Annotated in this window: 19 protein-coding genes and 1 pseudogene; 6 read left to right on the plus strand and 14 right to left on the minus strand. The window is 71.2% G+C overall.

Annotated elements, in window-relative coordinates; translation table 11 throughout:
- Positions 1–91: 91 nt before the first annotated feature.
- Positions 92–2,263 carry a RecQ family ATP-dependent DNA helicase gene (locus OG867_RS06285; RefSeq protein WP_406283471.1) on the plus strand — a complete coding sequence of 724 codons (2,172 nt, stop codon included), beginning with the start codon at positions 92–94 and terminating at the stop codon, positions 2,261–2,263.
- Between the two features lie 218 nt (positions 2,264–2,481).
- On the plus strand, positions 2,482–3,111 hold the full coding sequence (locus OG867_RS06290) for a hypothetical protein (protein ID WP_403997312.1): 630 nt from the start codon (positions 2,482–2,484) through the stop codon (positions 3,109–3,111).
- 105 nt (positions 3,112–3,216) lie between these two features.
- Here the strand turns inward: OG867_RS06290 and OG867_RS06295 are convergent, their stop codons facing one another.
- The 7 genes and pseudogenes from OG867_RS06295 to OG867_RS06325 all read right to left on the minus strand — a co-directional run bounded on the left by OG867_RS06295 (position 3,217) and on the right by OG867_RS06325 (position 9,547).
- Positions 3,217–3,834: a hypothetical protein gene (locus OG867_RS06295; protein WP_406283473.1), complete on the minus strand. Its 618-nt coding sequence runs from the start codon at positions 3,832–3,834 to the stop codon at positions 3,217–3,219.
- Between the two features lie 60 nt (positions 3,835–3,894).
- A complete protein-coding gene (locus OG867_RS06300) occupies positions 3,895–4,605 on the minus strand; it encodes a ribonuclease HII (protein ID WP_328902761.1) in 711 nt (236 codons plus the stop codon).
- A 72-nt stretch (positions 4,606–4,677) separates the two neighbouring features.
- Positions 4,678–4,899: pseudogene (locus tag OG867_RS06305) on the minus strand (TetR family transcriptional regulator); the annotation flags it as partial.
- 380 nt (positions 4,900–5,279) lie between these two features.
- Complete coding sequence (locus OG867_RS06310; RefSeq protein WP_406290793.1) at positions 5,280–6,797, minus strand: DUF4153 domain-containing protein; 1,518 nt, start codon at positions 6,795–6,797, stop codon at positions 5,280–5,282.
- A gap of 488 nt (positions 6,798–7,285) precedes the next feature.
- Positions 7,286–8,182 carry an ADP-ribosylglycohydrolase family protein gene (locus OG867_RS06315; RefSeq protein WP_406283475.1) on the minus strand — a complete coding sequence of 299 codons (897 nt, stop codon included), beginning with the start codon at positions 8,180–8,182 and terminating at the stop codon, positions 7,286–7,288.
- Positions 8,183–8,192: 10 nt separating this feature from the next.
- Positions 8,193–8,852, minus strand: a complete 660-nt coding sequence (locus OG867_RS06320) for a histidine phosphatase family protein (RefSeq protein WP_328902759.1) — start codon at positions 8,850–8,852, stop codon at positions 8,193–8,195.
- A gap of 89 nt (positions 8,853–8,941) precedes the next feature.
- Positions 8,942–9,547 (minus strand): YdbC family protein, encoded by a 606-nt coding sequence (locus OG867_RS06325; protein ID WP_406283477.1) that lies wholly within the window; start codon positions 9,545–9,547, stop codon positions 8,942–8,944.
- Positions 9,548–9,738: 191 nt separating this feature from the next.
- Here OG867_RS06325 and OG867_RS06330 point away from each other — a divergent pair, with 191 nt between their 5' ends.
- On the plus strand, positions 9,739–10,275 hold the full coding sequence (locus OG867_RS06330) for a TerD family protein (protein ID WP_406283478.1): 537 nt from the start codon (positions 9,739–9,741) through the stop codon (positions 10,273–10,275).
- 62 nt (positions 10,276–10,337) lie between these two features.
- Here the strand turns inward: OG867_RS06330 and OG867_RS06335 are convergent, their stop codons facing one another.
- Both OG867_RS06335 and nrdR read right to left on the minus strand, forming a co-directional pair.
- Entirely contained in the window at positions 10,338–13,241 is a 2,904-nt protein-coding gene (locus OG867_RS06335; RefSeq protein ID WP_328902756.1) for a vitamin B12-dependent ribonucleotide reductase, read from the minus strand.
- A gap of 164 nt (positions 13,242–13,405) precedes the next feature.
- Positions 13,406–13,918, minus strand: coding sequence for a transcriptional regulator NrdR (gene nrdR, locus OG867_RS06340; RefSeq protein ID WP_328902755.1), 513 nt, complete (start codon positions 13,916–13,918; stop codon positions 13,406–13,408).
- A gap of 515 nt (positions 13,919–14,433) precedes the next feature.
- Here nrdR and lexA point away from each other — a divergent pair.
- Positions 14,434–15,228: a transcriptional repressor LexA gene (gene lexA / locus OG867_RS06345; protein ID WP_405939185.1), complete on the plus strand. Its 795-nt coding sequence runs from the start codon at positions 14,434–14,436 to the stop codon at positions 15,226–15,228.
- A gap of 110 nt (positions 15,229–15,338) precedes the next feature.
- Here lexA and OG867_RS06350 read toward each other — a convergent pair whose 3' ends face one another.
- Genes OG867_RS06350 through OG867_RS06370 form a run of 5 tightly spaced genes read right to left on the minus strand, consistent with a single transcriptional unit; the run spans position 15,339 to position 23,248 of the window.
- Positions 15,339–17,309, minus strand: a complete 1,971-nt coding sequence (locus tag OG867_RS06350; protein ID WP_406283482.1) for an ATP-dependent DNA helicase — start codon at positions 17,307–17,309, stop codon at positions 15,339–15,341.
- Positions 17,310–17,359: 50 nt separating this feature from the next.
- Positions 17,360–19,195: an IucA/IucC family protein gene (locus tag OG867_RS06355; protein ID WP_406283484.1), complete on the minus strand. Its 1,836-nt coding sequence runs from the start codon at positions 19,193–19,195 to the stop codon at positions 17,360–17,362.
- Between the two features lie 60 nt (positions 19,196–19,255).
- Positions 19,256–19,912 carry a GNAT family N-acetyltransferase gene (locus OG867_RS06360; protein ID WP_406290795.1) on the minus strand — a complete coding sequence of 219 codons (657 nt, stop codon included), beginning with the start codon at positions 19,910–19,912 and terminating at the stop codon, positions 19,256–19,258.
- On the minus strand, positions 19,909–21,840 hold the full coding sequence (locus tag OG867_RS06365; RefSeq protein ID WP_406283486.1) for an IucA/IucC family protein: 1,932 nt from the start codon (positions 21,838–21,840) through the stop codon (positions 19,909–19,911). The genes OG867_RS06360 and OG867_RS06365 overlap by 4 nt, the downstream gene beginning before the upstream one ends.
- 28 nt (positions 21,841–21,868) lie before the next feature.
- Positions 21,869–23,248, minus strand: coding sequence for a diaminobutyrate--2-oxoglutarate transaminase family protein (locus OG867_RS06370; RefSeq protein WP_406283488.1), 1,380 nt, complete (start codon positions 23,246–23,248; stop codon positions 21,869–21,871).
- 326 nt (positions 23,249–23,574) lie between these two features.
- Here OG867_RS06370 and OG867_RS06375 point away from each other — a divergent pair, with 326 nt between their 5' ends.
- A complete protein-coding gene (locus tag OG867_RS06375; protein ID WP_406283489.1) occupies positions 23,575–24,807 on the plus strand; it encodes a trypsin-like serine peptidase in 1,233 nt (410 codons plus the stop codon).
- Positions 24,808–24,933: 126 nt separating this feature from the next.
- Positions 24,934–26,115 (plus strand): trypsin-like serine peptidase, encoded by a 1,182-nt coding sequence (locus OG867_RS06380; RefSeq protein ID WP_406283491.1) that lies wholly within the window; start codon positions 24,934–24,936, stop codon positions 26,113–26,115.
- Positions 26,116–26,135: the final 20 nt, after the last annotated feature.

Raw genomic sequence — 26,135 nt, forward strand, 5'->3', positions numbered from 1 at the left:
CGCACATTTTCGCTACCCCCTGTGGATAACTTATGCACAGGGGGTAATCGACTGTTCGCGGTTGTCGGAGTCATCGGGTTGCATGGGAGGCATGACCAACGCAGACCGCGCAGAGCTCAGGGCTTCGGCCGATTCGATACTGGCCCGACTCGTCGGAGACGCCTCGGGCACCGCGCGGCTGCGCGAGGACCAGTGGCGGGCCATCGAGGCGCTTGTCGCGGACAAGCGCCGAGCGCTGGTCGTCCAGCGCACCGGCTGGGGGAAGTCAGCGGTGTACTTCGTCGCCACCTCCCTTCTGCGCGCCCAGGGCGCCGGACCGACGGTCATCGTCTCGCCGCTGCTGGCGCTGATGCGGAACCAGGTCGCGGCGGCGGCCCGCGCCGGCATCAGCGCGCGCACGATCAATTCGTCCAATACGGAGGAGTGGGACACCGTGCGGGCCGAGGTGGCCGCCGGTGAGGTCGACGTCCTGCTGGTCAGCCCCGAGCGCCTCAACAATCCTGATTTCCGTGACCAGGTGCTGCCACAGCTCGCCGCGACCACCGGGCTGCTCGTCGTGGACGAGGCGCACTGCATCTCCGACTGGGGCCACGACTTCAGGCCCGACTACCGCCGACTGCGGACGATGCTCGCCGACCTTCCCGCCGGTGTCCCGGTGCTCGCCACCACCGCCACGGCGAACGCCCGGGTCACCGCTGACGTGGCAGAGCAGCTCGGTACCGGTGCCGGCGCGGACGCGCTCGTTCTGAGGGGGTCACTGGACCGCGAGAGTCTGAGCCTCGGCGTGCTGCGACTGCCCAACGCGGCACACCGCCTGGCATGGCTCGGGGACCACCTCAAGGAGCTTCCGGGCTCGGGAATCATCTACACACTGACGGTCGCGGCCGCCGAGGAGGTCACCGCGTATCTCCGCCAGTGCGGGCACACCGTCGCCTCCTACACCGGCCGCACCGAGAACGCGGAACGGCAGCAGGCGGAGGACGATCTGCTGGACAACCGGCTCAAGGCGCTGGTGGCGACTTCCGCGCTCGGCATGGGCTTCGACAAGCCCGACCTCGGCTTCGTCGTGCACCTCGGGTCGCCGTCCTCCCCCATCGCCTACTACCAGCAGGTGGGCCGCGCCGGACGCGGAGTCGAACATGCCGAGGTGCTGCTCCTGCCGGGCAAGGAGGACGAGGCGATCTGGCAGTACTTCGCGTCGGTCGGCTTTCCTCCGGAGGAACAGGTCCGGCGCACCCTCGACGCGCTGGGCCAGGCCGGGCGACCGCTCTCGTTGCCTGCCCTGGAGCCGCTGGTCGACCTGCGTCGCGCACGGCTGGAAAGCATGCTCAAGGTCCTCGACGTCGACGGGGCGGTGAGACGGGTGAAGGGCGGCTGGACCGCGACGGGAGAGCCCTGGGCCTACGACGCCGAACGCTATGCGTGGGTTGCCCGTCAGCGCGCCGCCGAACAGCAGGCCATGCGTGACTACGCCACGACGGACGGCTGCCGGATGGAGTTCCTGCGCCGCCAGCTCGACGATGAGGCGGCGACCGTGTGCGGGCGTTGCGACAACTGTGCCGGCGCCAGGTTCGGCGCGGGAGTGTCCGACGCCGCTCTGGACACCGCGAAGGGTGAGCTCCGCAGGGCCGGTGTGGAGGTGGAGCCCCGCAAGATGTGGCCGACCGGACTCGCGTCGGTGGGTGTCGATCTCAAGGGCAGGATTCCCGCGACGGAGCTGTCCGGCACCGGCCGGGCGCTGGGGAGGCTCACCGACATCGGGTGGGGCAACAGACTGCGCCCGATACTGGCGGCTCAGGCACCCGACGCTCCGGTGCCGGGTGACGTGGCCGATGCCGTGGTGACCGTGCTGGCCGACTGGGCCAAGGGTCCCGGTGGCTGGGCTCCCGGCGCCGTCGACGCCGTTCCCCGCCCGGTCGGTGTCGTCACCATGGTCTCGGACCGCAGACCGCAGCTCGTCGAATCGCTCGGCAGGCACATCGCCGGAGTGGGACGGATGCCCTTGCTGGGGTGTGTGGCCCTGGCTCCGGACGCCGATGCGGTCCGGATGTCGCAGACCAACAGCGCGCAGCGGGTCCGCGCCCTGCACGAGAGGCTGGTCATCGCACCCGACCTCGCGGATGCCCTGGCGGCCGCGGACGGACCGATACTGCTCGTGGACGATCTCTCGGACACCGGCTGGACGCTCGCCGTGGCAGCCCGCTTGCTACGTCGGGCCGGAGCGGAGGCGGTGTTTCCGCTGGTCCTCGCTGTTCAGGCGTGACAGGAGGCGTCAGGCGGGGCCGTACTGGGCAGGGATATCCGTATCATTCCGGCTGAATACCGTCAGCCTCGCCAATTGCTCGTTGCCGCCTGCCGATACGCCAGGAAGAATTGGACTCGCTCCCCGCACGGTCCTTTCGCGGGCCCGAAAGGGCTGTGCCGCGGCGCGCCCTCACCCGACCCTGCCCGCATCGTGGGCGCGTATGCGAAGGGAGGACCGTGACCTTCGGATTCGCTCCGTCCGCAGCCACTTCGATGTCAGCAGCCGCCGACTCCGCCAACCGCCTTGCCAGAATGCTCGAACCGGCCGAGTGGGCAGCGGCCGGAATACCCCTGCTGCGCAGTCCGCGTGAGGTGGTCAGCGGTCTGCACGCCAGGCACCGGCCGACGCCGGCCACCGCCGTGGTCGCCGTCCTGGACCACGAGGAGCGCCTGACGGCAAGCGCCTCGTTCGCCCGCCGCTCGGTGACGGCCGACGGCTGGGAGTTCCGTAACTCTCTGCTGGCGCACCTGCGCCGCGTCATCCCGCATGATCTGCGTCGCCGTACGCCTGTCCGCACCGCGGTACTGCTCTACTGCCGTGAAGGCGACGAGCGCTGGACGGAGGAGGACGGCGCGTGGATGTGGGGGCTGCGGGACGCCTGCACACTGCACGGGCTGCGGTGCGGCGCGTACATCACGCTGACCCGAGGCGGCTGGCAGGTGCTGGGCGAGGGCAGAGGCGGCCGCCGTCCGAACTCCATGTCGCAGCCTTCAGCCCTCGCCGACACCGCCCTGACTTCCGAGCAGGTGCCGTCGCGGACCGGTGGCGGAGCGGCGCAGGCACTGCACCGCTCCGCCGCACGCTGACCGAGCACGCTTCGGCGGTCCGGCAGCCCTCGCGGACGGCCGGACCGCCGAAGCCGCCGGGTCACTCCGGGCCGTAACCGGCCACGGACCCGTCGGCGCTGATCCTCAGACGCCGGCGCCGAGCGCGGCGTTGATGCGCTGCGGGTCGCCGCAGACGATCAGCAGCGCACCGGCGGACTCCCGGCCCTTGGCCAGTGCCCGCGCGGCAGCGTCGTCGGCCGGGCCGTTGACCGCGATGATCACCACGGGCCGGGGCTTGAGCCGGTCCGCCGCCGCGGCCGCGGCGAAGAAGACGTCGTCGCCCGCTTCATGCTGGGCCCAGTAGGCGGCCTCACCGAAGGTGAGCTCGTGGGTCGCCCACGGGTGCTGGCCGACCGTGGTCAGCACCAGGATGTCTCCGGGTGCGCGACCCGCGTCGAGCAGCAGATCCACTGCCTCGTCGGCGGCGTCGAGCGCCCCCTCGGCCGAGGCGGGGATGACCTGGAGCTGCGGTGCGGAACGATTCTCCGACGGAGCCGCCTGGGGCCTGCCGGAGGTGGAGTGCTGGCGCTGTGCCGGGGGCACAGGCCGCGGGCCGGGCACCGGGCGACCGGGGCGCGGCGTGGCCGCTGTACGCGGACCGGGTACGGGATGAGGGGTCGACGCGGCGCGGCCGGTGGCCGGGGTGGCGCGGGGACCCTGGACGCTCTCGTGAATCTGAGGCTCCTCGGGGATGAGAGGCATGGGTGGTTGTCTATCAAACGCCGATACCGCGGGCATCGGCGGGTGGGCACATGTGCGTGATCAGAAGTCGAAGCCGAGCTGGCCCCCGCTTTCCAGTGCGGCCGCCTCAGCGGAGAAACGGACCTTCTTCAGGTGCTGCCACCGGGGCAGCGCGTCAAGGTAGGACCACGAGAGACGGTGGTGGGCGGTGGGCCCACGCTCCTCTAGTGCGGCCCTGTGCACGGGGGACGGATAGCCGGCGTTGGCCTCGAACCCGAAGTCCGCGTACTCGCCGCTCTGCGCGCCGAGTTCGGCCATCACGGTGTCCCGGCGGACCTTCGCGATCACCGAGGCCGCGGCAACCGCGACGCAGGACTGGTCCCCCTTGATGACGGTACGGACCTGCCAGGGGCTGCCCAGGTAGTCGTGCTTGCCGTCCAGGATCACCGCGTCGGGGCGGACCGGCAGGGCCTCCAGGGCGCGTACGGCCGCGAGCCGGAGTGCGGCGGTCATGCCCAGTGCGTCGATCTCCTGGGGGGAGGCGTCACCGAGGGCGTACGCGGTGACCCAGCTCTCCAGCAGCGGAGCGAGTTCCGCCCGGCGCTTGGGGCTGATCAGCTTGGAGTCGGTGAGTCCGGCGGGGGGCCTGCGGAGACCGGTGACGGCGGCGCACACCGTGACAGGTCCCGCCCACGCTCCGCGTCCGACCTCGTCGACACCGGCGACGGTCTTGGCACCGGTGGTGGCGCGCAGTGAGCGCTCGACGGTGTGCGTGGGTGGTTCGTACGGCATGGCGTCTGTCAGCGTACGCCGAAGGGGGCGCCAGGAACACCCCGGGGCACCCCACCCGGGCTCGCACCGTGGGTCGCATTCGTGAATGACCGAGCGCAGGGCGGCCGAGCCGGAGGTGGACCGCGTCGCGTCGCGCATGCCCCGGCACAGCTGGTAGAGGTCGTCGCGGACATCGCCCGAGTCCGGGCCCGGCATCGCGCTGCGCAGCGCCTCGGCCACCAACTCCTCTTTGGAGGACCAGCGCCGGTAGATCGCGGCCTGCCCCGTCTGGGCGCGCGTGCCAGCACAGGTCCCCGTCGGCACAGGGACACCATAGGAGGCGCCGTTGCCTCACCGACGTCCCTCGCACGCATCACCACGACGTTTCCCGAGGGCCTGAGCGCAACCGTGCGTTCGGCGTCTTCGCCGCGGTATCCGCCGGCGGCGGTGCCTTCGGGCTGTTGGCGGGACTCACTCACGCCGGCGCCATTCGGAGCGGCGGTGCTGCTGCTGGCTGCTGGTGTTCAGCTTCGGTATGGGACTCGACTTCGTGACGCTCACGCTGCCGGGAACCGTGGGGATGCCGAGCGGAGGGTAAGACCCGCCGCGGGCCGCCCTCCCCCTGAGGAACGGCCCGCGCGATCAGCATGGATGGAGCTGCGGATGACAACGCGTTCCAACCGCTTACGTGTTGGTCAGTACGGGTCGTACGGGTCGTAGACGTCGTCCGTCCCGCCGCCGCGCTCTTCGCCGTTGTCGCCCGTGCTCAGCCCCCGGCAGTCGAGTGCACGGTGGCCGGGGTCCCAGTCGCCGAGGATGTCCCGGGCTCGCGCTTCGCCCCAACTCGTGGCGTACCAGGGATCGTCGGAGCCGCGAAGCGTGCGCTGGATGTCCTGCAACGCACAGGAGCGCAGGGGTTCGGGCAAGGTGTCGAGAGCGGGTACGGCGTCGGCCGACAGGCCCTTGAGGTACTCGATGTCGATCGAGTGGTCGTTGCGGTAGCGCTGGACGTTCTGCTCGGCGATGAGCCCGTCGGGCGAGATGAGACCGAAGGCCAGTACGCCGACGGCCGCGCTCGCCGCGACCGCACGCGGCAGCAGGCGGGGGCCGAACACGCCGGCCGCCATGATCAGCACGAGGATCACACCGAGCCAGAGTTCCACGGCGGCCACGGAGATCCGAAGCCTGGTCAGGCCGTACGCGTCGACGTAGAGGTCCATACGCCGCAGGGCCGAGGCGACCACGACGAGCGTGAGGAAGCACAGGGTGCCGAGCACACAGCGGACGAGGGTGCGGTCGCGGGTGCCGCCGCGCGGGGCCCAGCGAAGGGCGAGCGCGATGACGCCGAGTGTGAGCACCGTGGCCCAGAGCAGCTGCCAGAAGCCCTGGCGGGCGTACTCGGAGTAGCTGAGATCCGTCTCGGCCATCACCTTGTCGTATCCGCCGAGCAGCACCGTGAGCTGGATGATGAGAAACGCGGCGAAGAGGAGGTTCAGGACTACCAGCGGGAGAGCCCATTCCAGCCGACCGCGCGCCTTGCCCGGCCGAACGATCACCCTGTCCCAGCCGACCGGGGCGGCGGCGGTGTAGGCGGCGGCAAGGGCGCCGACCAGCCCGAGGAGGCCCAGGAGGATCCGCCATGGACCGTCACCGACCGACACGTCCGGGGTCAGGTCGCCCAGCAGGTCCGCGAAGGCGGCGTCGGCACTCGCGAAGAGCGCGCCGAACACGATGACCAGGACGACGGCCACGGCCGCGGACCGGAACACGACCCCGAACCGGGCCCGGGACCCCGACATGCGCTCGCGGACACCGCGGACACCCCAGCCCAGCGATTCGAACACGGAGGTGAAAACGCCCAGGGACCCGAGGAACACGCCCAGCCAGCTCCGGCTGCCGTGCAGGGCCAGTGAGCCGAGTGCCAGAGCGGACACCATCGCAAGGAAGGTGGGCCAGCCGGCGTCCCGGAGTGCGGGAACGGCCAGGAGCGCCAGCCCGCCGATGGCCCACACAGCGGTCCAGGGGCGGAGCCCTCGGCCTGCGGCCCTGGCGGAGATGTACGCGCCGGCCGAGGCGGGCAGCGCCACGATGAGCAGGTTCAGCCCGATGCCGTCGCCCAGCAGAGCCGTGCTGAGCAGGGCCGTCGCGAGGGTGGCCCAGAGGGTGCCGGTGTGGACGGGCCCGGCCTTCTTGGCCCGGAGCCGCGTCGTCACGGAGGGCGGTGGCTTGCCCCAGGGGCTCGGCTGTCCCTGCCCACCCGGGCGCTGCGCCGCGTAGGCGGGGATCTTGGGGGGTTCGGGCATCGACGCCGTACCGCCTCCCGCCCCGCCTCTGCCGGTGGCTCCAGGGGCGGCCGGCGCGGGTATCCGCTCGGGCCGGGGTGAATCTGGCGGTGTTTCGGACACGGGACCCCTCCCCACCGGGGTCCGCTCACGCGAGCTCTGGGCAGCGCGCGGCCCCCCGGCGTCTCATTCGGTGCGCACCCGTCGTCATGATCACCGAGGGCGGCGTGGCCGAAAGAGTAACCCCGTGTCACGGCCACCAGCCGTGCGGGGACGTGCTGTGGCAGGACCGTGACACTCGAAGCGCCCGTCCGGCCTGCGGCTGCACCTGCCGTGCTCGCTAGGTCCTGTCGTCACATTCCCGTCGTCCGCCCGGAGGGCGGGCCGGGCGGCGTCAGGCGGGAATGTGACGACAGGACCTAGCGAGGCATCCAGTCCGGCAGGGATTCCGTCTGGGCCGTCCAGTGCGCCGGAGGGGCTCCCGCGGTGCCTGCCGCGATCACGCCGCCGACGATGGCGCAGGTCGTGTCGACGTCGCCACCGGCCTGGGCCGTCACCCAGAACGCCTCCTCGAAGTCGCCGAGGCTCCGCGCCGCCGACCACAGGGCGAAGGGGACGGTGTCGTGCGCGCTGGTACGGCGTCCGTTGCCGAGGACCGCCGCGACGGTGCCCGCGTCCTTGTAGTCGAGCATGTCCCGGGCCCGGCGCAGCCCGGCGCCCACGGCGCTGCGCGGGACGAGCGCGACGACGCCGTCCAGCAGGTCCTCCGGAGCGGGCGGCCCGGCCGGTGAGGCGACGAGCGCCGCGGCCGCCGCGACGGCCATCGCGCCGACGACGGCCTCCCGGTGCTGGTGCGTGGTGTACGAGGAGATCTCCGCCTGGTGCGTGGCCTGCTCCGGGTCGTCCGCGTACCAGGCGCCGAGCGGCGCGATGCGCATCGAGGAGCCGTTGCCCCAGGAGCCCTGTCCGTTGAACAGCGAGGAGGCGAGCTCCCGCCAGTCGCCGCCCTCGCGGACCAGCCGCAGCATGCGGTTCACGGCCGGGCCGTATCCCCGGTCGAAGTCGTGGTGGTGCGCGAAGGACAGGGCCAGGGCGTCCTGGTCGATGCGGCCGTGCTCCTGGAGTACGGCCACGACGGAGCAGGCCATCTCCGTGTCGTCGGTCCACTGCCAGGGCCCGGGCGGCACGGCGCGGTCCTTCAGGAGCGGATAGTTGGCGGGCACGAAGAACTGGGAGCCCAGGGCGTCTCCCACGGACAGCCCGCGCAGGCTGGCCAGGGTGCGTTCGAGGCGCTGGTCGGAAGCGGATTCGGTCATCGCTTCCACTCTATCCGGAGATGCCGTAGGGCTCAGGAGTACGCCAGCGCGCGAAGGGCCGGTCGAGCGTGTACCGCCCGTCCTCGCCGAGCACCAGGGTCCGCGATTCCCCGTTCCCGGGGTTGGAAAGCGACTCGAATTCGGCCACGGTCCAATGGAACCAGCGCATGCAGAAGAGCCGCATGGTCAGACCGTGGGTGACCAGCAGGACGTTCGGCGGGTGGTCGGGGGCCTCGAAGCTGCGGTGCAGGCTCTCCAGGAAGGCCCCGACCCGGTCGTACACGTCCGCACCGGACTCGCCCTGTGCGAAGCGGTAGAAGAAGTGCCCGTAGGCGTCCCGGTACGCCTTCTGCAGCCTGACGTCGTCGTGGTCCTGCCAGTTCCCCCAGTCCTGCTCGCGCAGCCGGGGCTCCTCGCGGACCCGGACCCGCCCGGTGTCCAGGCCGAGGGAGGCGAACGTCTCGTGGGTGCGCCGGTAGGGAGAGACGTACACGCTGACCCGCTCCTCCCCGAACAGCCCGCGCAGCCGCTCCCCCGCCTCGCGGGCCTGGCGCAACCCGGTGGGGGTGAGCCTCAGCGCGTGGTCGGGTTCGCGCTCGTACACGGTGTCGTCGGCGTTGCCCTCGGACTCACCGTGCCGGACAAGAACGATTCGCTGCGGTCGTGCCATACAACGACCCTAGATCGAGTCGCCGCCATTCGAGCACCTGTCCGGAATTCGTCGGTGCATGTCGCGGCCGTACCCGTCGCCCGGGCCGGTCACACCGTCCAGGACGGTTCGAGTTGCACCACGTCGCCGTCGAGCGCCGCCACGTCCTCCTCCGTACCCGCGCGCTGCGAGAGCCGGTCCACGCTGCCCGGCCGGTACTTCCCGCGTTCCGCGCTGGACTGCCACATCGACAGGACCAGGAACTCGTGCCCGGGCGCCTCGCCGAAGACCCCGCGCAGCATCCCCGGCGATCCCGCCATCGCCGGGTTCCACACCCGCTGCTGCATCAGCGCGAAGTGTTCGACCCGGTCCTCGTGGACCCGGCTGTGGGCCACCCTGAGCACATCCGCGTCCGTGAAGCGGGGTTCGAATCCCGTCTTCACGTCGAAGCGGTACTCGAAGAGCTTGACCCGGAGATCCTGGTACGTGCCGGACTGCGCCGCGGCCAGGGCGTCATGGCCGCGCGCCATGAAGGAGTCGTAGAAGACCCGGTTCTCCCAGAAGGCGAAGACGTGCGCCACCTCCGGACGGACGCGGCTCCAGCCGCCGCCCTGCCCCCTGAAGCCCGGCTCACCCAGCAGCCCCGCCCACTTCCGCTGCCCCTGTTCGAATCCCCGACGGTCCGACACACTGCAGCGAATCCACTTGACCAGCACCGCGCCATCGTACGGCCGCGGGACGTGGCGTGGGTCACGCTCCCACGGAGTCCACCGGAACCAGCCGTCTCCCGCCCGATCCTGGCCCGTTTCAGCCGCTCCTCCCCAAGCCGGTTGGTTTCGGGCCAAGTTGCGGACATGATCGGGGGACGGAACCGGAGCGCCGTCCCCGCGCGCAGGAGGGAAGTCCGATGAGCACTCCCAACAAGGATCTCGACAAGGTCGAGGTGCGGATCAAGTGGGACCCCAGCGACCAGGGCGAGGCCGCCAACGACCTCGACATCATCGCGGCGACCTACCCCACGGACGAGCCGTACGGCAGTCCGGCGTACCTCGTGCACTTCGACAGCCGGGCACCCGACGGCACGATCACCCTCGACCGGGACAGCAGGACGGGTCAGGGGCTCGGCTACGACGAGGTCATGACGCTGGAGCTGGACCGGCTGTCCGACGCATACGCCCGGGTCGTCGTCGGCGTCGCCATCCAGCAGCGCGACGGCCGCAAGACGTTCGGCGCCATAGAGAACACCGGGATCCAGGTCCGCGAGGGCTACACGACGCTCGCCGAGGACGACTTCTCCGCGGTGGGGAACGCCACCGCGGCCGTCGTGGCCGAATTCGTACGGGACGAATCCGGCGGCTGGCACTTCCACGGCACCGTCCGTGGCTTCGACGGCGACCCCGAGGAGTTCGCCGCGGCGATGGGCGGCCGTGCGTTCGGCGCGTAGCCGCGTACAGCAGTGCGGGCAGGTCTTCCGGGGAAGACCTGCCCGCACTCAACGCCTACCGGTCAGCTGCAGCCGCTGGTGGAGCCGCAGCCCTCGCAGATGTAGCAGGAGCCGGCGCGCTGCATCTTCGTACCGCAGGAGAAGCAGAGCGGGGCGTCCGCGCTGATGCCGAGCTGCATCTCGACCAGCTCGGCCGAGGTGTGCGCCGTCCTCGGCTCGGCCTTCTCGGTCTCCTGGACCGGGGCGACCGCCTTCAGCGTCTCCGTCCGCACCGGGGCGGTCTGGGCCAGGGTCTCGGCCTCCAGCTGCTCCTCCTCGAACGTCGGCTCGTAGGAGCCGGTGTCGAGGTGGCGCTGACGCTCCTCGGCGGAGTGGATGCCGAGGGCCGAGCGGGTCTCGAAGGGCAGGAAGTCGAGCGCCAGGCGGCGGAAGATGTAGTCCACGATCGACTGCGCCATCCGCACGTCCGGGTCGTCCGTCATGCCGGCCGGCTCGAAGCGCATGTTGGTGAACTTCGAGACGTACGTCTCCAGCGGGACGCCGTACTGCAGGCCGACCGAGACCGCGATGGAGAAGGCGTCCATCATGCCCGCGAGGGTCGAGCCCTGCTTGGACATCTTCAGGAAGACCTCGCCCAGGCCGTCGTCCGGGTAGGAGTTGGCCGTCATGTAGCCCTCGGCGCCGCCCACCGTGAACGAGGTGGTGATGCCGGGCCGGCCCTTGGGCAGACGCTTGCGGACCGGGCGGTACTCGACCACCTTCTCGACCGCGGTACGGATGGTCTCCTCGGCCTTGGCCGTGACGGCCTCCTTCTCCTTCTCCTTGGTCTTGGCGGAGAGGGGCTGGCCGACCTTGCAGTTGTCGCGGTAGATCGCGAGCGCCTTGACGCCCATCTTCCACGCCTCGAAGTAGACCTCCTCGACGTCCTCGACGGTGGCCGTCTCCGGCAGGTTCACCGTCTTGGAGAGCGCGCCGGAGATCCACGGCTGGATGGCGGCCATCATGCGCACGTGACCCATCGCGGAGATGGACCGCTCGCCCATCGCGCAGTCGAAGACCTCGTAGTGCTCGGTCTTCAGGCCGGGGGCGTCGATCACATTGCCGTTCTCGGCGATGTGGGCGACGATCGCCTCGATCTGCTCCTCCTGGTAGCCCAGGCGGCGCAGGGCCTGCGGGACGGTGCCGTTGACGATCTGCATCGAGCCGCCGCCGACCAGCTTCTTGAACTTGACCAGGGCGAGGTCGGGCTCAAGACCGGTGGTGTCGCAGGACATGGCGAGGCCGATCGTGCCGGTGGGCGCGATGACCGACGCCTGCGCGTTACGGAAACCGTTCTTCGCGCCGAGTCGGATCACGTCCTGCCACGCCTCGGTCGCGGCGGCCCAGACCGGGTTGTCCAGGTCGTCGGCGTGCACGGCCACCGCGTTGGCGTCGGCGTGCTGCTTCATGACGCGCTGGTGCGGCTCGGCGTTGCGGGCGTAGCCGTCGTACGGGCCGACGACGGCGGCCAGCTCGGCGGAGCGCTTGTACGAGGTGCCGGTCATCAGCGAGGTGATGGCGCCGGCGAGCGCGCGGCCGCCGTCGCTGTCGTACGCGTGGCCGGTCGCCATCAGCAGGGCGCCGAGGTTGGCGTAACCGATGCCGAGCTGGCGGAAGGCGCGGGTGTTCTCGCCGATCTTCTCGGTCGGGAAGTCGGCGAAGCAGATGGAGATGTCCATCGCGGTGATGACCAGCTCGACCACCTTGGCGAAGCGCTCGGACTCGAAGGACTGGTTGCCCTTGCCGTCGTCCTTGAGGAACTTCATCAGGTTCAGCGAGGCGAGGTTGCACGAGGTGTTGTCCAGGTGCATGTACTCGCTGCACGGGTTCGAGCCGTTGATCCGGCCGGACTCGGGGCAGGTGTGCCACTGGTTGATCGTGTCGTCGTACTGGATGCCCGGGTCGGCGCAGGCCCAGGCGGCCTCGGCCATCTTGCGGAAGAGGGACTTGGCCTCGACCTCTTCGATGACGTCGCCGGTCATCCGGGCGCGCAGCCCGAACTTGCCGCCGGACTCGACGGCCTTCATGAACTCGTCGTTCACCCGGACCGAGTTGTTGGCGTTCTGGTACTGGACGGACGTGATGTCGTCGCCGCCCAGGTCCATGTCGAAGCCCGCGTCGCGCAGGGCGCGGATCTTCTCCTCCTCCTTCACCTTGGTCTCGATGAAGTTCTCGATGTCGGGGTGGTCGACGTCGAGGATGACCATCTTGGCCGCGCGGCGGGTGGCGCCACCGGACTTGATGGTTCCGGCGGAGGCGTCGGCGCCGCGCATGAAGGAGACGGGACCGGAGGCGTTGCCGCCGGAGGAGAGGAGTTCCTTGGAGGAACGGATACGGGAGAGGTTCAGGCCGGCTCCGGAGCCGCCCTTGAAGATCATGCCCTCTTCCTTGTACCACTCGAGGATCGACTCCATGGAGTCGTCGACGGCCAGGATGAAGCAGGCGGAGACCTGCTGCGGCTGGGGCGTGCCGACGTTGAACCACACCGGGGAGTTGAAGCTGAAGACCTGGTGCAGGAGGGCGTACGCCAGCTCGTGCTCGAAGATCTCCGCGTCGGCGGGGGAGGCGAAGTACTGGTGGTCCTCGCCGGCCTTCCGATACGTCTTGACGATCCGGTCGATGAGCTGCCGCAGACCGGTCTCACGCTGCGGGGTGCCCACGGCGCCCCGGAAGTACTTGCTGGTGACGATGTTGACCGCGTTCACCGACCAGAAGTCGGGGAACTCGACGCCACGCTGCTCGAAGTTGATCGAGCCGTCGCGCCAGTTGGTCATGACGACGTCACGGCGCTCCCAGGTCACCTCGTCGTACGGATGCACGCCCGGGGTGGTGTGGATGCGCTCGATACGCAGGCCCTGCTTGGACGCAGTCGACTTGGTCCCCTTGGTGCGGGAACCCCGTGCCGGGCCGCTCGCCGTCTCTGTCATGCCGCCTCCCATATGTGGGCAAAAACGCCCTGAAGTGCCGAGAACTTCCCCGGGCACAATGTGTGTCTGATGCTTCGGCCGGCGCATTCGTCATACGCCGCCCGGAGCAGGGTCCTGGTGCCGGCCCGCGCGATCCCCGGATCGTCGCGGCCGGCGGCTGCCGCTCAGTCGGCGGCGACGGCGGGGGCGGGGACCTCCAGGGTCTCGCCGCTCCCGCATGATTCCGCGCGGGGCCGCCGCTCACGGAGTTCCGTGATGGCGGCCTCGAAGTCTTCGAGGCTGTCGAACGCCCGGTACACGGACGCGAAGCGCAGGTAGGCGACGAGGTCGAGTTCCTGCAAGGGACCGAGGATCGCCAGGCCCACGTCGTGCGTGGTCAGCTCGGCGCTGCCGGTCGCGCGCACCGCCTCCTCGACCCGCTGGCCGAGCTTGGCGAGGGCGTCCTCGGTGACGGGCCGCCCCTGGCACGCCTTGCGCACACCCGAGATGACCTTGGTGCGGCTGAAGGGCTCGGTGACCCCGCTGCGCTTGACCACCATGAGTGAACACGTCTCCACCGTGGTGAAGCGGCGGGAGCAGTCGGGACACTGGCGGCGCCGGCGGATCGAGGTCCCGTCGTCGGTGGTGCGACTGTCGACGACCCGGCTGTCGGGGTGCCTGCAGAAGGGGCAGTGCATGGCTCCCAACCCTCCTTCACAGCACGACTGAATAGCCTCTTCAGGCCCGGTCGGGGGCCCTCGAAGCGGTCTCAAGCATAGGCGATGACCGCACCCCCGATAGACGGGGGACCACTACATTCGGGGCGGTCGGGACTATCCAACCACTAGATCTTGGGTCCGGCCGCGCATACGGCCCTACGCGCGTGTCGCGCCGGAGGGCGGCCGGAAGGCAGCGTAGGCCGACCAAGAGGGTACGGGAAGCGCCTGGACGGCGGACGACCGGGCGGCGCCCCACGACGGGCCCGCGCGGGGCGCCGCATTACGGTCGGAGGGCGGCCGCGACCGCCGCCGAAGCGAGCGGTGACGCCCTCGGCGGCACGCTCCCGTCGCGCACCGTAGGCAGTCTCATACACCTGGCGGCGGAGCCCCGACAGTCTTTTATTCGTTTTTCACTCGAACGTGTGTTTGGCGCAACCTTTCGAAAGCTACTACCGTTGTGCAGCCAGGGAGACCATTCGAGAGGGGCCGCCGACGTGACCACCACCGCAGACAGTGCCATCATCACTGCCCAGGACCGCTCCCAGAGCCGACTCGAGCCGGTGCATGCCATGAATGACTCAGTCACGAACACGGAGAGCCCGGAGCCCGGGCGCCCAGCGCGCTCGCTCCCCGGACGACCTCCCGGAATCCGGGCGGACAGCTCGGGGCTCACTGACCGGCAGCGGCGGGTGATCGAGGTCATCCGGGATTCCGTGCAGCGGCGCGGCTATCCGCCGTCGATGCGGGAGATCGGTCAGGCGGTGGGCCTCTCCAGCACTTCCTCCGTCGCCCATCAGCTGATGGCTCTGGAGCGCAAGGGCTTCCTGCGTCGCGACCCCCACCGCCCCCGGGCGTACGAGGTGCGCGGCTCGGACCAGCCGAGCACGCAGCCGACGGACACCACGGGCAAGCCCGCCGCCTCGTACGTACCGCTGGTGGGCCGGATCGCCGCCGGTGGGCCGATCCTCGCCGAGGAGTCCGTCGAGGACGTCTTCCCGCTCCCCCGCCAGCTGGTGGGGGACGGCGAGCTCTTCGTCCTCAAGGTCGTCGGTGACTCGATGATCGAGGCGGCGATCTGTGACGGCGACTGGGTCACCGTGCGCCGCCAGCCCGTCGCGGAGAACGGCGACATCGTGGCCGCCATGCTGGACGGCGAGGCCACGGTGAAGCGCTTCAAGCGCGAGGACGGCCATGTCTGGCTGCTTCCGCACAACGCCGCCTACCAGCCGATCCCCGGCGACGAGGCGACGATCCTCGGCAAGGTCGTCGCGGTGCTGCGCAGGGTCTGAGACCCGCACACCTCACGCTCTCTGGGAGAAGGGGCCCGGAACCGGCTTCGCGCCGGTCCCGGGCCCCTTCTCATGTACGCCCTGGCGGTGTTGTGTACGCCCCCGAGGGGTTACCGCCCGTCCGCCTTGGCCGCCGCGTCGATCGCGGCGAGCGAGCGGCGGGCCTGGTTACGGTCGGTGGTGTACCAGAAGTCGGGGAGCGAGGCCCGCAGATAGCTGCCGTAGCGCGCGTTGGCCAGGCGCGGGTCGAGCACCGCGACGACCCCCTTGTCCCCCGTGGCCCGGACGAGACGGCCGGCGCCCTGAGCCATCAGCAGCGCGGCATGCGTGGCCGCCACCGCCATGAAGCCGTTGCCCCCGGCCTCCTCCACCGCCTTCTGGCGCGCGCTCATCAGCGGGTCGTCGGGCCGGGGGAACGGGATCCGGTCCATGATCACGAGCTGGCAGCTCGCCCCCGGGACGTCCACGCCCTGCCACAGCGACAGCGTGCCGAAGAGACAGGTCTCCGGGTCGGCGGCGAAATTCTTGATCAGCTCGCCCAGCGTCTCCTCGCCCTGGAGCAGGATCGGCTTGTCCAGCCGTTCGCGCAGCTCCTCGGCCGCCGCCTTGGCCGCGCGCATCGAGGAGAACAGCCCCAGCGTGCGCCCCCCGGCCGCCTCGATGAGCTCGGACAGCTCGTCCAGCATGTCCGTGCGGGAGCCCTCGCGGCCGGGGGTCGCCAGATGCCGCGCGACGTACAGGATGCCCTGCTTCGGGTAGTCGAACGGGGAGCCGACGTCCAGGCCCTTCCACTGGGGGACGTCCTCGCCGGCCGTGCCCTCCGGGGCGAGTCCCAGGGAGGCGCCCACGCCGTTGAAGTCGCCGCCCAGCTTGAGGGTCGCGGAGGTGAGCACGACGGAGCGCTCGGCGAACAGCTTCTCGCGCAGCAGCCCGGAGACGGAGAGCGGGGCGACCCGCACCGAGGCGCCGAACCGGTCGTGGCGCTCGTACCAGACGACGTCGTACTCGGAGCCCTGCGTGATGCGCTCGGCGACGGTGTGGATGGACTCCACCGAGGCCAGCGCCTGCTTGCGGACCGCGTCCTCGTCCTGGACGGACTTGTCCCGCGTGGCGCCGATCGCGGAGATCACCGTACGCGCGGCGTCCCGCAGGGCCATCAGCGCGTACCCCAGGTCCTCCGGCACCTCCTCCAGACGGCCGGGGAGCGCCGGCTCCATGACCCGCTCGAAGCCCTCGGAGGCGGTCAGCAGCGCGTCGGCCGCCTTCTCGTTGACCAGCTTCGAGGCACGGCGCACCGCGCGGTTGACCTGGCCCGGGGTGAGCTCGCCGGTGGCCACACCCGTGACCCGGGAGACCAGCTCGTGGGCCTCGTCCACGATCAGCACCTCGTGCTGCGGGAGCACCGGGGCGCCCTCGATGGCGTCGATCGCCAGCAGCGCGTGGTTGGTGACGACCACATCGGCGAGCTTGGCCCGCTCCCTGGCCTGCTCGGCGAAGCACTCCGCCCCGTACGCGCACTTGCTCGCGCCCAGGCACTCCCGCGAGGAGACCGAGATCTGCGCCCAGGCCCGGTCCGAGACGCCGGGCGTGAGGTCGTCCCGGTCGCCGGTCTCCGTCTCGTCGGCCCAGTCGCGCATGCGCAGCAGGTCCTGGCCGAGCTTGCTGGACGGGGCCGCCGCCTCGAACTGGTCGAACAGCCCCTCCTCCTCGTCCTGCGGCACGCCCTCGTGGAGCCGGTGCAGGCAGAGGTAGTTCGACCGGCCCTTGAGCATGGCGAACTGGGGGCGGCGGCGCAGCAGCGGATGCAGCGCCTCGACCGTACGCGGCAGATCGCGCTCCACGAGCTGGCGCTGGAGGGCCAGTGTCGCCGTGGCCACGACGACGCGCTCGCCGTGTGCCAGCGCCGGAACCAGGTAGCCGAGCGATTTGCCCGTCCCCGTGCCGGCCTGGACGAGCAGGTGGGATTGGTCGTCTACGGCCTCGGCAACAGCGGCGGCCATGGCGGCCTGGCCGGGCCTCTCCGTACCGCCGACGGCGGTCACGGCGGCGTGCAGGAGCTCGGTGAGGGATGGCTTCGTCATAGCCCGGCCAGCCTACGGGGCGCCGCTGACATCGACGGGCACTCCCGGCCTCACCGGGAGGGGTGGAGCGGGTTGGCCACGCTGCCGTGGACCGCCGCGTGCGGGCGTACGGGCCGGTCGCGGTAGCCGTCCAGATGCAGGCGGTTCCGGTTCAGACAGAGGCGGTCGATGCGCGGGGTGAGCATGTCGAACATCTCGAAGCGCTCCTTCAGCTCGGGGAAGCGGGCGTGGTGGCGCAGGATCTCCGCCCGGACGAGTGACCAGAATTCGCCCTCGGGGACGCCGAGCTGTTCCTCGCAGAGCGGGGAGAGAAACCTGAAGACCCCGGTGAAGAGCCCGGAGTGGATGAACTGGGTGAGGAACGCCGGTTCCTCGGTCAGCAGGACGCGGCGCACGTCCGCCGGCATGGTGTCGTGCTCGGGCAGCGGCTGCGCGCTCACGTTGACGTCGTCCACGAAGTCCTTGATCGCGAGGCGCACGGGCACGTCCTGCCCGTCGAAGACCACGATCGCGTTCTCGCCGTGCGGGGAGAAGACGGTGCCGTAGCGGTAGAGGAAGTGCAGCAGCGGCGGCAGCAGGGCGGCGAAGAGGCGGGTCAGCCAAGCGGCGGGCGCCAGTCCGGAGCGGGCGACCAGCTCGGCAGTGAAGGAGCGTCCCGCCGGGTCGGTGTGGAGCAGGGAGGCGAGGGTACGGGCCCGCTCCCCCGGTGCCAGGCGCGGCGGCAGCGGCTCGCGCCAGATCGCCCCGAGGATCTCCTTGAACTGGTACGGCGCCTCGGGGAGGTGGTCGTACAGCGGGTGCTCGACGGTGACCGAGGCGACCTCGCCGAGGAGGATCACGCCGCAGGTGTCGCGCAGGAACGGGTCGTTGTCGCGCAGCCCCAGCACCCAGCCGGTGACGGCGGGCGCGGCGATGGTGCGCTCGGTGGGCAGCCCGCGCCAGACCAGGGTGTTGAGGACCGACAGCGGCAGCTTGACCGTGTGCCGGTCGGGCCGCGCGAGGTTGGCGAAGGTACGGATGGACTGCTGCGGCAGCCGTACGTCCGGATCGGCGGGCAGGGGCACGATGTCTCCGGCGGCGATGGCCGGCGCGAACAGGGGCACGATCCACTCGTCCCACTGCCAGGGGTGGACCGGCAGGTAGTGATAGTCGTCCGGGTCCAGGCCGCGTGCGCGCAGGCTGTCGGCGAAGGACGCGCGGACGGCCGGGTCGAGCTCCTGGGTGTAGAGCGTGTCCGGGGTGGAAAGGGCGGGCACGCCCCGGTACTCGGCGATCCGGTGCGAGACGGCGAGCCAGGGCAGCCGGACGGGCTCGCGGGCCTCGGGGGTGTAGCGGGCGGCGTCGGTGGCGGAGAAGCCGAGCCGGCCCTTGTTGGCGACGATCCAGGGGTGGCCGGTCTGGTGGCCCTCCAGCTCCGCGTAGCCGAGACCGGCGAGCTCGGCGGCGGTGAGCGCGGTGTGGTCGAGGCGGGCGTCCGCGGCGAGCGTGGTCGTCAGTTCGCGGAGAAGGTGGCCGAGCGTGGCGCCGTCGAGGCCGAGGAGGCGGCGGGCCCGGGTCACGAACAGCAGCGGATCGCGGAACGGGACGCTGCCCGCTGCGGGGTCGGGACCCTCCGCGCGGATCGATCCGGGGTCGACGCGCCAACTCCCGTACACGCCGCGCCGGGCGGTGAAGGAGAGGCTGCCGCCGTCGTCCAGGGGGAGGGTGTACGTGCTGCCGCCGGCGGTTCGCGGAGCCGGCTCGATGACTTCCTCGTAGGCGAATTCACCGAGCATCTTCGCGAGCATCCGGGAGGCGGCCCGGTCCCAGGCGTCCCGGTTGAGCTCGGGGGTGGTGAGCAGTGCGGGCGGCTCCGTTGCGTCGTGGTGCGCGGGGTATGTGGGCACGGGGACTCCTCGGGTGGGAACCGATGGGGTTCGAGCGGTGCGGACGGGTCGGGGATGCGTTCATGGCCGGCTGCGGTGGGCTCGGTCGCGGACCATCAGCGCCGCCCGCTTCTCCGGGAGTTCGATCTCGGCGGAGAGGCGGAAGCCGGCGCTCAGGAACGCGGAGACGGACGGGGCGTTACGGACGTCGGGCTCGGCGACGACCCGTGTGCAGAGGGGAACGTGGTCGAGCACGAGGCCGGCCACGGCGCGCAGCAGTGCCGTGCCGGTGCCCCGGCCCCGGTGGCGGCCCTCACCGATGAGGAGGTGGACGCCCATGTCGTGCGGCCGGGCCGGGTAGTGGCGGGCGAGGAGGTCGAGGTCGGCGCGGTACAGCTCCCAGTAGCTCATGGGTGTGCCCGACAGCACCCCGATGCACGGGGTGCTGTGGCTGCCGTCGGCGAGCTGGGGGGCGAGGTGCCGGGCGATGACGCTCTCGTCGCCGGCCAGCTCCCAGAAGGCGGCGACGACGGGGTCGTTCATCCAGCGGGTGAGGGCCGGAAGATCGCGCTCCGGGCGGACGGGAACGAGCTGGAACTCCCCGGCCGGCGTGGGGACGGGGGCCCATTCCGCCCGAAGAACGGGACCGGCGGGCGCGTCGGGGGGAGACACGGGTGGCGCTCCTCTCTCAGCTCGCGTCGGTGCTTTCGGCGATCGGCGCTTCGGCCCGGTCCTCAGCCGTGCAGGGGGTTGGTGAGGGTGACGTAGACGGACTGGGTGTCGACGGGGCCGACGAGTTCGTCAAGTCCGTGCAGGCGGGTCAGCATGTTCGCCTTGCAGCGCAGGCGCGGGTTTTCCAGCAGGTGGGCGGGGAGGGGCGAGCCCAGTTCGCACGCCGACTTCAGGAAGCGCCGGAAGGCGTCGATGAGCATCTGCTCGTCGGCGAGCCGCTGGGAGCCGAACGCCCCGATCAGTCCGAATACGTTGTTGATGCCGAGGTAGTAGGCGAAGCGTTCGTCGGTGACGGCGTCGGAGACGAAGGTGTCGCTGACCGATCCGATGCCGGGGAGCCTGTGGTCGAGCGCGGTGCGGTGCGATTCCCGGAAGTAGTAGCCCTGATTGTCACGGTAACGGCCGCCGGTGGGCCAGCCGTCGGCGTCCAGCAGGACGAGGGTGTTCTGCTGGTGGGCTTCGAGCGCGACCCCGGCGTGGGCGTCGAGCCACAGCACCGGGTGGACGACGCGCTCCAGGTAGCGCAGGAACCACTCGGCGGCCACCGCGGTCGTCGTCCGCCCGGTGGCCGCGGCGAGGCGGTGGACCACGTCGGCGAGACGCGAGTGCAGCCCCGTCCGGCCCGGCCAGGGGCGTTGAGCGGTGAGCCCGGCGATGCAGACGGCGTCGTCCTGCCGGCTGAAGGGGTTGTGCCGGAGCATCACGTCGAGGCCGTGCACGGGCGCGCCGTCCGGGGTGTCGACGGCGAGCCAGGCGGGGTCGCGCACGATGTCGAAGCCGGGGTGCGCCGCGTGCCACTCGCGGGCGAGTCCGGTACGGAGCAGCCGGTGGACCTCGACGCCCCGGTGGAGCTCCTTGCGGAGGTTCTCCCGGCGGGAGTTGGTGATCCGGACGCCGAGGGAGAGCTTCAGCATCAGGTCGGTCCCCGGCCGGTGCACGGTGCGCACCGAGGAGGTGGGGTGCCAGGGGACGCCGTAGGGGCCGAGGTCGTGCAGGAGGCCGGCGTCGAGCAGGGCGGCGACCTCGGGCCGGCTCCGCAGCTCGCGGGCCTGCCAGGGGTGGAGGGGAAGGGGCGCGGTGTGTTCGGGGAAGGCCAGGCCCGGGGCGTGCCGGGCGACGAGGTCGGCGGCGGGCACGGGGCGGCCCTGGTCGGTCCACGCGGAGTCGGTGGCCAGCACGGAGCGGTCGGCGGCCATCCAGTGGAGCGGGAAGGAGCCGTGGAGCTCAGGGGAGTAGAGGCGCGCCTCGGCGTCGGTGAGCCCTTCCCTGCTCTTGGGCGAAGGATGCAGGGGGTGACCGAGGAGGAGGGACTGTTCCGCGGTGAGGAAGAGGTCGGCCTCGTCGGGTGCGGCGGGCCGGCGGCGCCGTTCCTCGATGAACGAGGCGGTGCGGCGTACCGAGTCGGCGACCCGGCCGGCCATGTCGGCGCCTTCGTGGTGTCCGGCCTCCCGGCCGAGCAGGGCTGCCACGGTGACCGCGTCGGCGGTGGGCGCGGTGGCGGGTGCCTGCTCCAGGGCGGGGGGGCCGAAGCGGTGCCAGCCGGTGGCGGACCAGTGGCGGACGGGGACGAGCAGGGCGGTGCCGCTCGCGGGGAGCGGGACGCGCAGGGTCTCCCCCGCCGGTTGGGGCAGGTCGTTCTCGCGGACCCAGCAGCGCAGCAGGTTCTCGACTCCGGCCGCGTCGGCGGCGCGGAGCGGGTCGGGATGGTCGAGCGGGTCGGGGGCCGAGTCGTCCTGGGTGCCCGCCGCCGGGTCCTCCTGGTGTACGGCGGCCTGCGGCGGGGAAGCGGGCCGCGAGGCGCGCCACAGGTCGTGCGGGGTCTCCTTCTGGCGCGGCACGGTCGTCGCCTCTACGGCGAGCCCGCCGAGGGCGTCCGACTCGGCGAGGTGGCTGGGGGGAGGGCCGTCGGCCTCGGGGGCGGGGGTGGGGTTCACGGCGGTCTTCCTGTGCTGGTGTCCGTGGTCAGCGGAGCGATCCGGTCGGCAGGCGGCGGTGCGGTGAGCGCTCCGCCGCTGCCAGGGCGTCGGCGAGGCGGTCGACCACCGCTGTCGCCTGTTCGTCGGTGAGCGTGAGGGGCGGCAGCAGGCGTACGACGGTGGAGTACCGGCCGCCGAGTTCGACGATGAGCCCGCGGCTCAGGCACTCCTGCTGGACGGCGGCGGCGAGGACCGGGTCCGGCGGCGGTTCGGTGCCGGTGCCCTGCGGGCGGGCCTCGGGGTCCACGATCTCGACGCCGATCATCAGGCCCCTCCCCCGGACGTCGCCGACGCACGGGTGGTCGGCGGCCAGCGACCTGAGGCTCGCCAGCATGCGGCCGCCGAGGACCCCGGCCCGTTCGGCGAGGCCGTTCTCGCGGACGTAGGCGAGGGTGGCCGTGCCGGCCGCCATGGCGAGCTGGTTGCCGCGGAAGGTGCCGGCGTGGGCGCCGGGCTGCCAGGTGTCGAGCTCCGAGCGATAGACGATCACGGCGAGCGGGAGGGAGCCCCCGATGGCCTTGGACAGCACCATGACGTCGGGCACGATCCCGCTGTGCTCGACGGCCCAGAAGGCGCCGGTCCGGCCGACGCCGGTCTGGACCTCGTCGGCGATCAGCGGGATGGACCGGGTCTCGGTGATCTCGCGCATCCGTCGCATCCAGCCGTCGGGCGCGGGGTTGACCCCGCCCTCGCCCTGGACCGGTTCGAGGATCATCCCGGCGGGGGCGGGCGTCCCGCTCTTGGGGTCGTCCAGCAGGTTCTCGGTCCAGTGCGCGGCGGTCCGCGCACCGGCCTCGCCGCCGATACCGAAGGGGCAGCGGTACTCCTGCGGGAAGGGCAGCCTGGTCACCCGTACGTCCTCGGCGCCGCCGGAAGCCGCGAGGGCACCCGCCGTCATACCGTGGTAGGCGCCGGCGAAGGCCAGCAGGCCGCTGCGGCCGGTGGCGGCGCGGACCAGCTTGAACGCCGCCTCGACCGCGTCCGTACCGGCGGGTCCGCAGAACTGGACCCGGGCGTTGTCGGCGAACTCCCGCGGCAGGGTGCTGAACAGCTCCGTGACGAACGCGTCCTTGACCGGGGTGGCCAGGTCCAGGACGTGCAGCGGGGCACCCGAGTCGAGGACCTTCTTGATCGCCTCCAGGACGACCGGGTGGTTGTGGCCGAGGGCCAGCGTCCCCGCCCCGGACAGGCAGTCGAGATACCGCCGCCCGTCCGCACCCTCGATGGTCAGCCCCCGGGCCCGCACCGGCACGATCGGCAGCGACCTGGCGTAGGTGCGGGCGGCCGATTCACGCAGCGACTGGCGGCGCAGGATGCCTTCGTGGGCCGCCAGGGGTGGCGCCGGAGCTGGTTCGGTCACGGCCACGGCTCTTGATCCTCCCGCTGTAACAGTTGCGTTGCACGTCAGTACGTTTTCGCAAGGGCTGCCTGCGAGGGTGAACGCTGTCTCCGTGCCCCCACGCGTACCAACGACCGAGGGGGCGAAGGATCACGGGTAAATCCGAAGATCCTTGCGGAGCGCAACCCTGCCGCGCACCGCCGACAGCGGCACCGGCATAGTGGGGGCCGCGCCGGGCTCGGGCACGTCCCGAAGACCGCGCTGCTCCCTGCCCGTTCGGCGGACCATGCGGCGCGCCGGACACAAGTGCAGTACGGAAGCGTTGAGTTACGAAGTCCCAGGGGGATCAGCAGATGCGTCTCGTTCGACCAGGAAGCACCGCACGTCGCGGCAGGAGTGCGCGTCGCGCCTCCTCCCCCGTGCTCGTCACCGCCGCGTTCACCGCCGTCCTCGCGCTCACGGCCACCGCCTGCGGGCCGACCGAGGACGACGCGAACTCCGAGCCGAGCAGCAGCGCCTCGGCCGGTGCGACGTCGGACAGCAAGATCGCCATACCCGACGATCTGAAGGACCGGCTCAAGGAACACGGGATCGACATCGACAAGTGGAAGGGCGGGGAGTGGAAGAACTGGGACAAGGACAAGTGGCTGCGTGAGGCCCAGGACTACATCAACCCGATCATCGCGGGCCTCTGGGACCCCGACCGTATGCAGGACGCCGACAAGCCGCCCGAGAAGCCGGTCGACAACGACATCTCCGGCGACGAGGGCGTGACGGACCCGACGCCCGCGCCGGTCCGCGCCGTCGGCGTACAGACGCAGTACCACGCCAACGCACCGGAGTCGGGCAAGCTGTTCTTCGACGGCCCCGAGGGCTCCATGGTCTGCTCGGCGACCGTGGTGAAGGACCCGGCGCACCCCGGCAAGTCCAACATGGTGTGGACCGCCGGCCACTGTGTGCACGCGGGCAAGAAGGGCGGCTGGTACCGCAACATCGCCTTCGTGCCCTCGTACAACAACAGCGGTCTGTCGACGGCCGAGCTGCGTAACAACCCGCCCAAGGAGAAGGTCGCCCCCTACGGCATCTGGTGGGGCACCTGGGCGCAGACCTCCCAGCAGTGGATCGACCAGGGCGCCTCGGTCGGCGGCCTCGGCGCCCCGTACGACTTCGCCGTGCTGCACGTGACGCCCGAGGAGGGCTCGGGCGGCAAGTCCCTGGAGGAGACGGTCGGTTCCGCCCTGCCGGTCGAGTTCAACGCCCCGGCGGTGCCCAAGATCACCGACATGACGGCCACCGGCTTCCCGGCCGCGGCACCGTACGACGGCCAGAAGATGTTCCAGTGCAAGGACAAGCCGGGCCGTCTGTCGCTCGCGCAGGACGACCCGACGATGTACCGCATCGGCTGCTCGATGACCGGCGGTTCCTCCGGCGGTGGATGGGTCGCCAAGGGCCCGGACGGCAAGCCCGCGCTGGTCTCGAACACCTCCATCGGCCCGGTGACGGCGGGCTGGCTCGCCGGACCGCGCCTCGGCCCGGAGGCCAAGGGCGTCTACGACGCGGTCAGCGACAAGTACGCGGACAAGTAAGAGGCAGGACCGCGCCCGCCGGGCGTGTACGACGGAAGCCCAGGGGCCTCCGGAGCGGCAGAGTCCGCTCCGGAGGCCCCTGGCGCGCAGAGAGCAAGTGTGCAGATTTCAGGGGGAATTCTTTTCATGCGATCCATACGTCCGCTGCTCGCCGCGACCGGTCTGGTCGCCGCGCTCGCGCTGACGGCCACGGCCTGCGGACCCACCGAGGACGAGGGCGCCGACAAGCCGGCCGCCACCGCCACCGCCTCGGCCTCCGGCGGTGCCGGCAAGGACAGCGGCCTTCCCGCCGGGCTGGCCGACACGCTCAAGAAGCACGGGATCGACCCGGACAAGTGGCGCGACGGCGAGTGGAAGAACTGGGACAAGGACAAGTGGCTGCGTGAGGCCAAGGACTTCGTCAACCCGGTCATCGAGGGGCTGTGGAAGCCCGACCGGATGAAGTCCGCGAAGGACCCGGCCAAGACCATGGCCGCCGGTGACCTCTCCGGCGACCAGGGCGTCACCGATCCGGAGCCCAGGCCGGTCACCGCCGAGCGCGAGAAGACGCCGTACCACGACTACGCGGCCCCGGTCGGGAAGGTCTTCTTCGACTCCCCCAAGGGCCACATGGTGTGCTCGGGCACGGTCGTCAAGGACCCGAAGCACCCGAAGAAGTCCAACCTGGTGTGGACCGCCGGCCACTGTGTGCACGCCGGATCCGCCGGCGGCTGGTACCGGAACATCGTCTTCGTGCCCGCGTACAACGACCAGGGCAAGAGCCCCGCGGCGCTGGAGAACGCGCAGCCGCAGGAGATCGCCCCGTACGGCGCGTACTGGGCCGACTGGGCCAGCACCTCCGGCGAGTGGATCAAGGACGGCGGCCCGACCGGCGGCGGGGGCGCCCCGTACGACTACGCGGTGCTGCACGTGAAGCCGGAGCAGGGCACCAAGTCCCTCGAAGAGACCGTGGGCAACGCCCTCGCGGTGAACTTCGACGCCCCCGAGGTCTCACGGATCAGCGCGATCGGCGCCTGGGGCTACCCCGCGGCCCCGCCGTACGACGGTCTGATCATGCACAAGTGCGTCGACCGCCCCGGCCGGCTCTCGATCAGCCCCGCCACGCCCACGATGTACCGCATCGGCTGCTCGATGACCGGTGGTTCGTCCGGTGGCGGATGGTTCAGCGAGGGCAGCGACGGGAAGCCGGCGCTGGTCTCCAACACGTCCATCGGCCCGGTCACGTCGGGCTGGCTGGCCGGACCGCACCTCGGCGAGGGCGCCGAGCAGATCTTCACGATGATGAGCGAGAAGTACGGCGCCCAGTAGCGGCGCGGCCCGTATGAGGC

This window comes from Streptomyces sp. NBC_00209, assembly GCF_045206345.1.
Classification (GTDB): domain Bacteria; phylum Actinomycetota; class Actinomycetes; order Streptomycetales; family Streptomycetaceae; genus Streptomyces.

Coding starts and splice junctions, on each gene's coding strand:
- OG867_RS06375 (WP_406283489.1), top strand. CDS start 23,575: ATGCGTCTCGTTCGACCAGGAAGCACCGCACGTCGCGGCAGGAGTGCG.
- OG867_RS06380 (WP_406283491.1), top strand. CDS start 24,934: ATGCGATCCATACGTCCGCTGCTCGCCGCGACCGGTCTGGTCGCCGCG.
- OG867_RS06295 (WP_406283473.1), bottom strand. CDS start 3,834: ATGCCTCTCATCCCCGAGGAGCCTCAGATTCACGAGAGCGTCCAGGGT.
- OG867_RS06315 (WP_406283475.1), bottom strand. CDS start 8,182: ATGACCGAATCCGCTTCCGACCAGCGCCTCGAACGCACCCTGGCCAGC.
- OG867_RS06300 (WP_328902761.1), bottom strand. CDS start 4,605: ATGCCGTACGAACCACCCACGCACACCGTCGAGCGCTCACTGCGCGCC.
- OG867_RS06320 (WP_328902759.1), bottom strand. CDS start 8,852: ATGGCACGACCGCAGCGAATCGTTCTTGTCCGGCACGGTGAGTCCGAG.
- OG867_RS06285 (WP_406283471.1), top strand. CDS start 92: ATGACCAACGCAGACCGCGCAGAGCTCAGGGCTTCGGCCGATTCGATA.
- nrdR (WP_328902755.1), bottom strand. CDS start 13,918: ATGCACTGCCCCTTCTGCAGGCACCCCGACAGCCGGGTCGTCGACAGT.
- OG867_RS06350 (WP_406283482.1), bottom strand. CDS start 17,309: ATGACGAAGCCATCCCTCACCGAGCTCCTGCACGCCGCCGTGACCGCC.
- OG867_RS06335 (WP_328902756.1), bottom strand. CDS start 13,241: ATGACAGAGACGGCGAGCGGCCCGGCACGGGGTTCCCGCACCAAGGGG.
- OG867_RS06330 (WP_406283478.1), top strand. CDS start 9,739: ATGAGCACTCCCAACAAGGATCTCGACAAGGTCGAGGTGCGGATCAAG.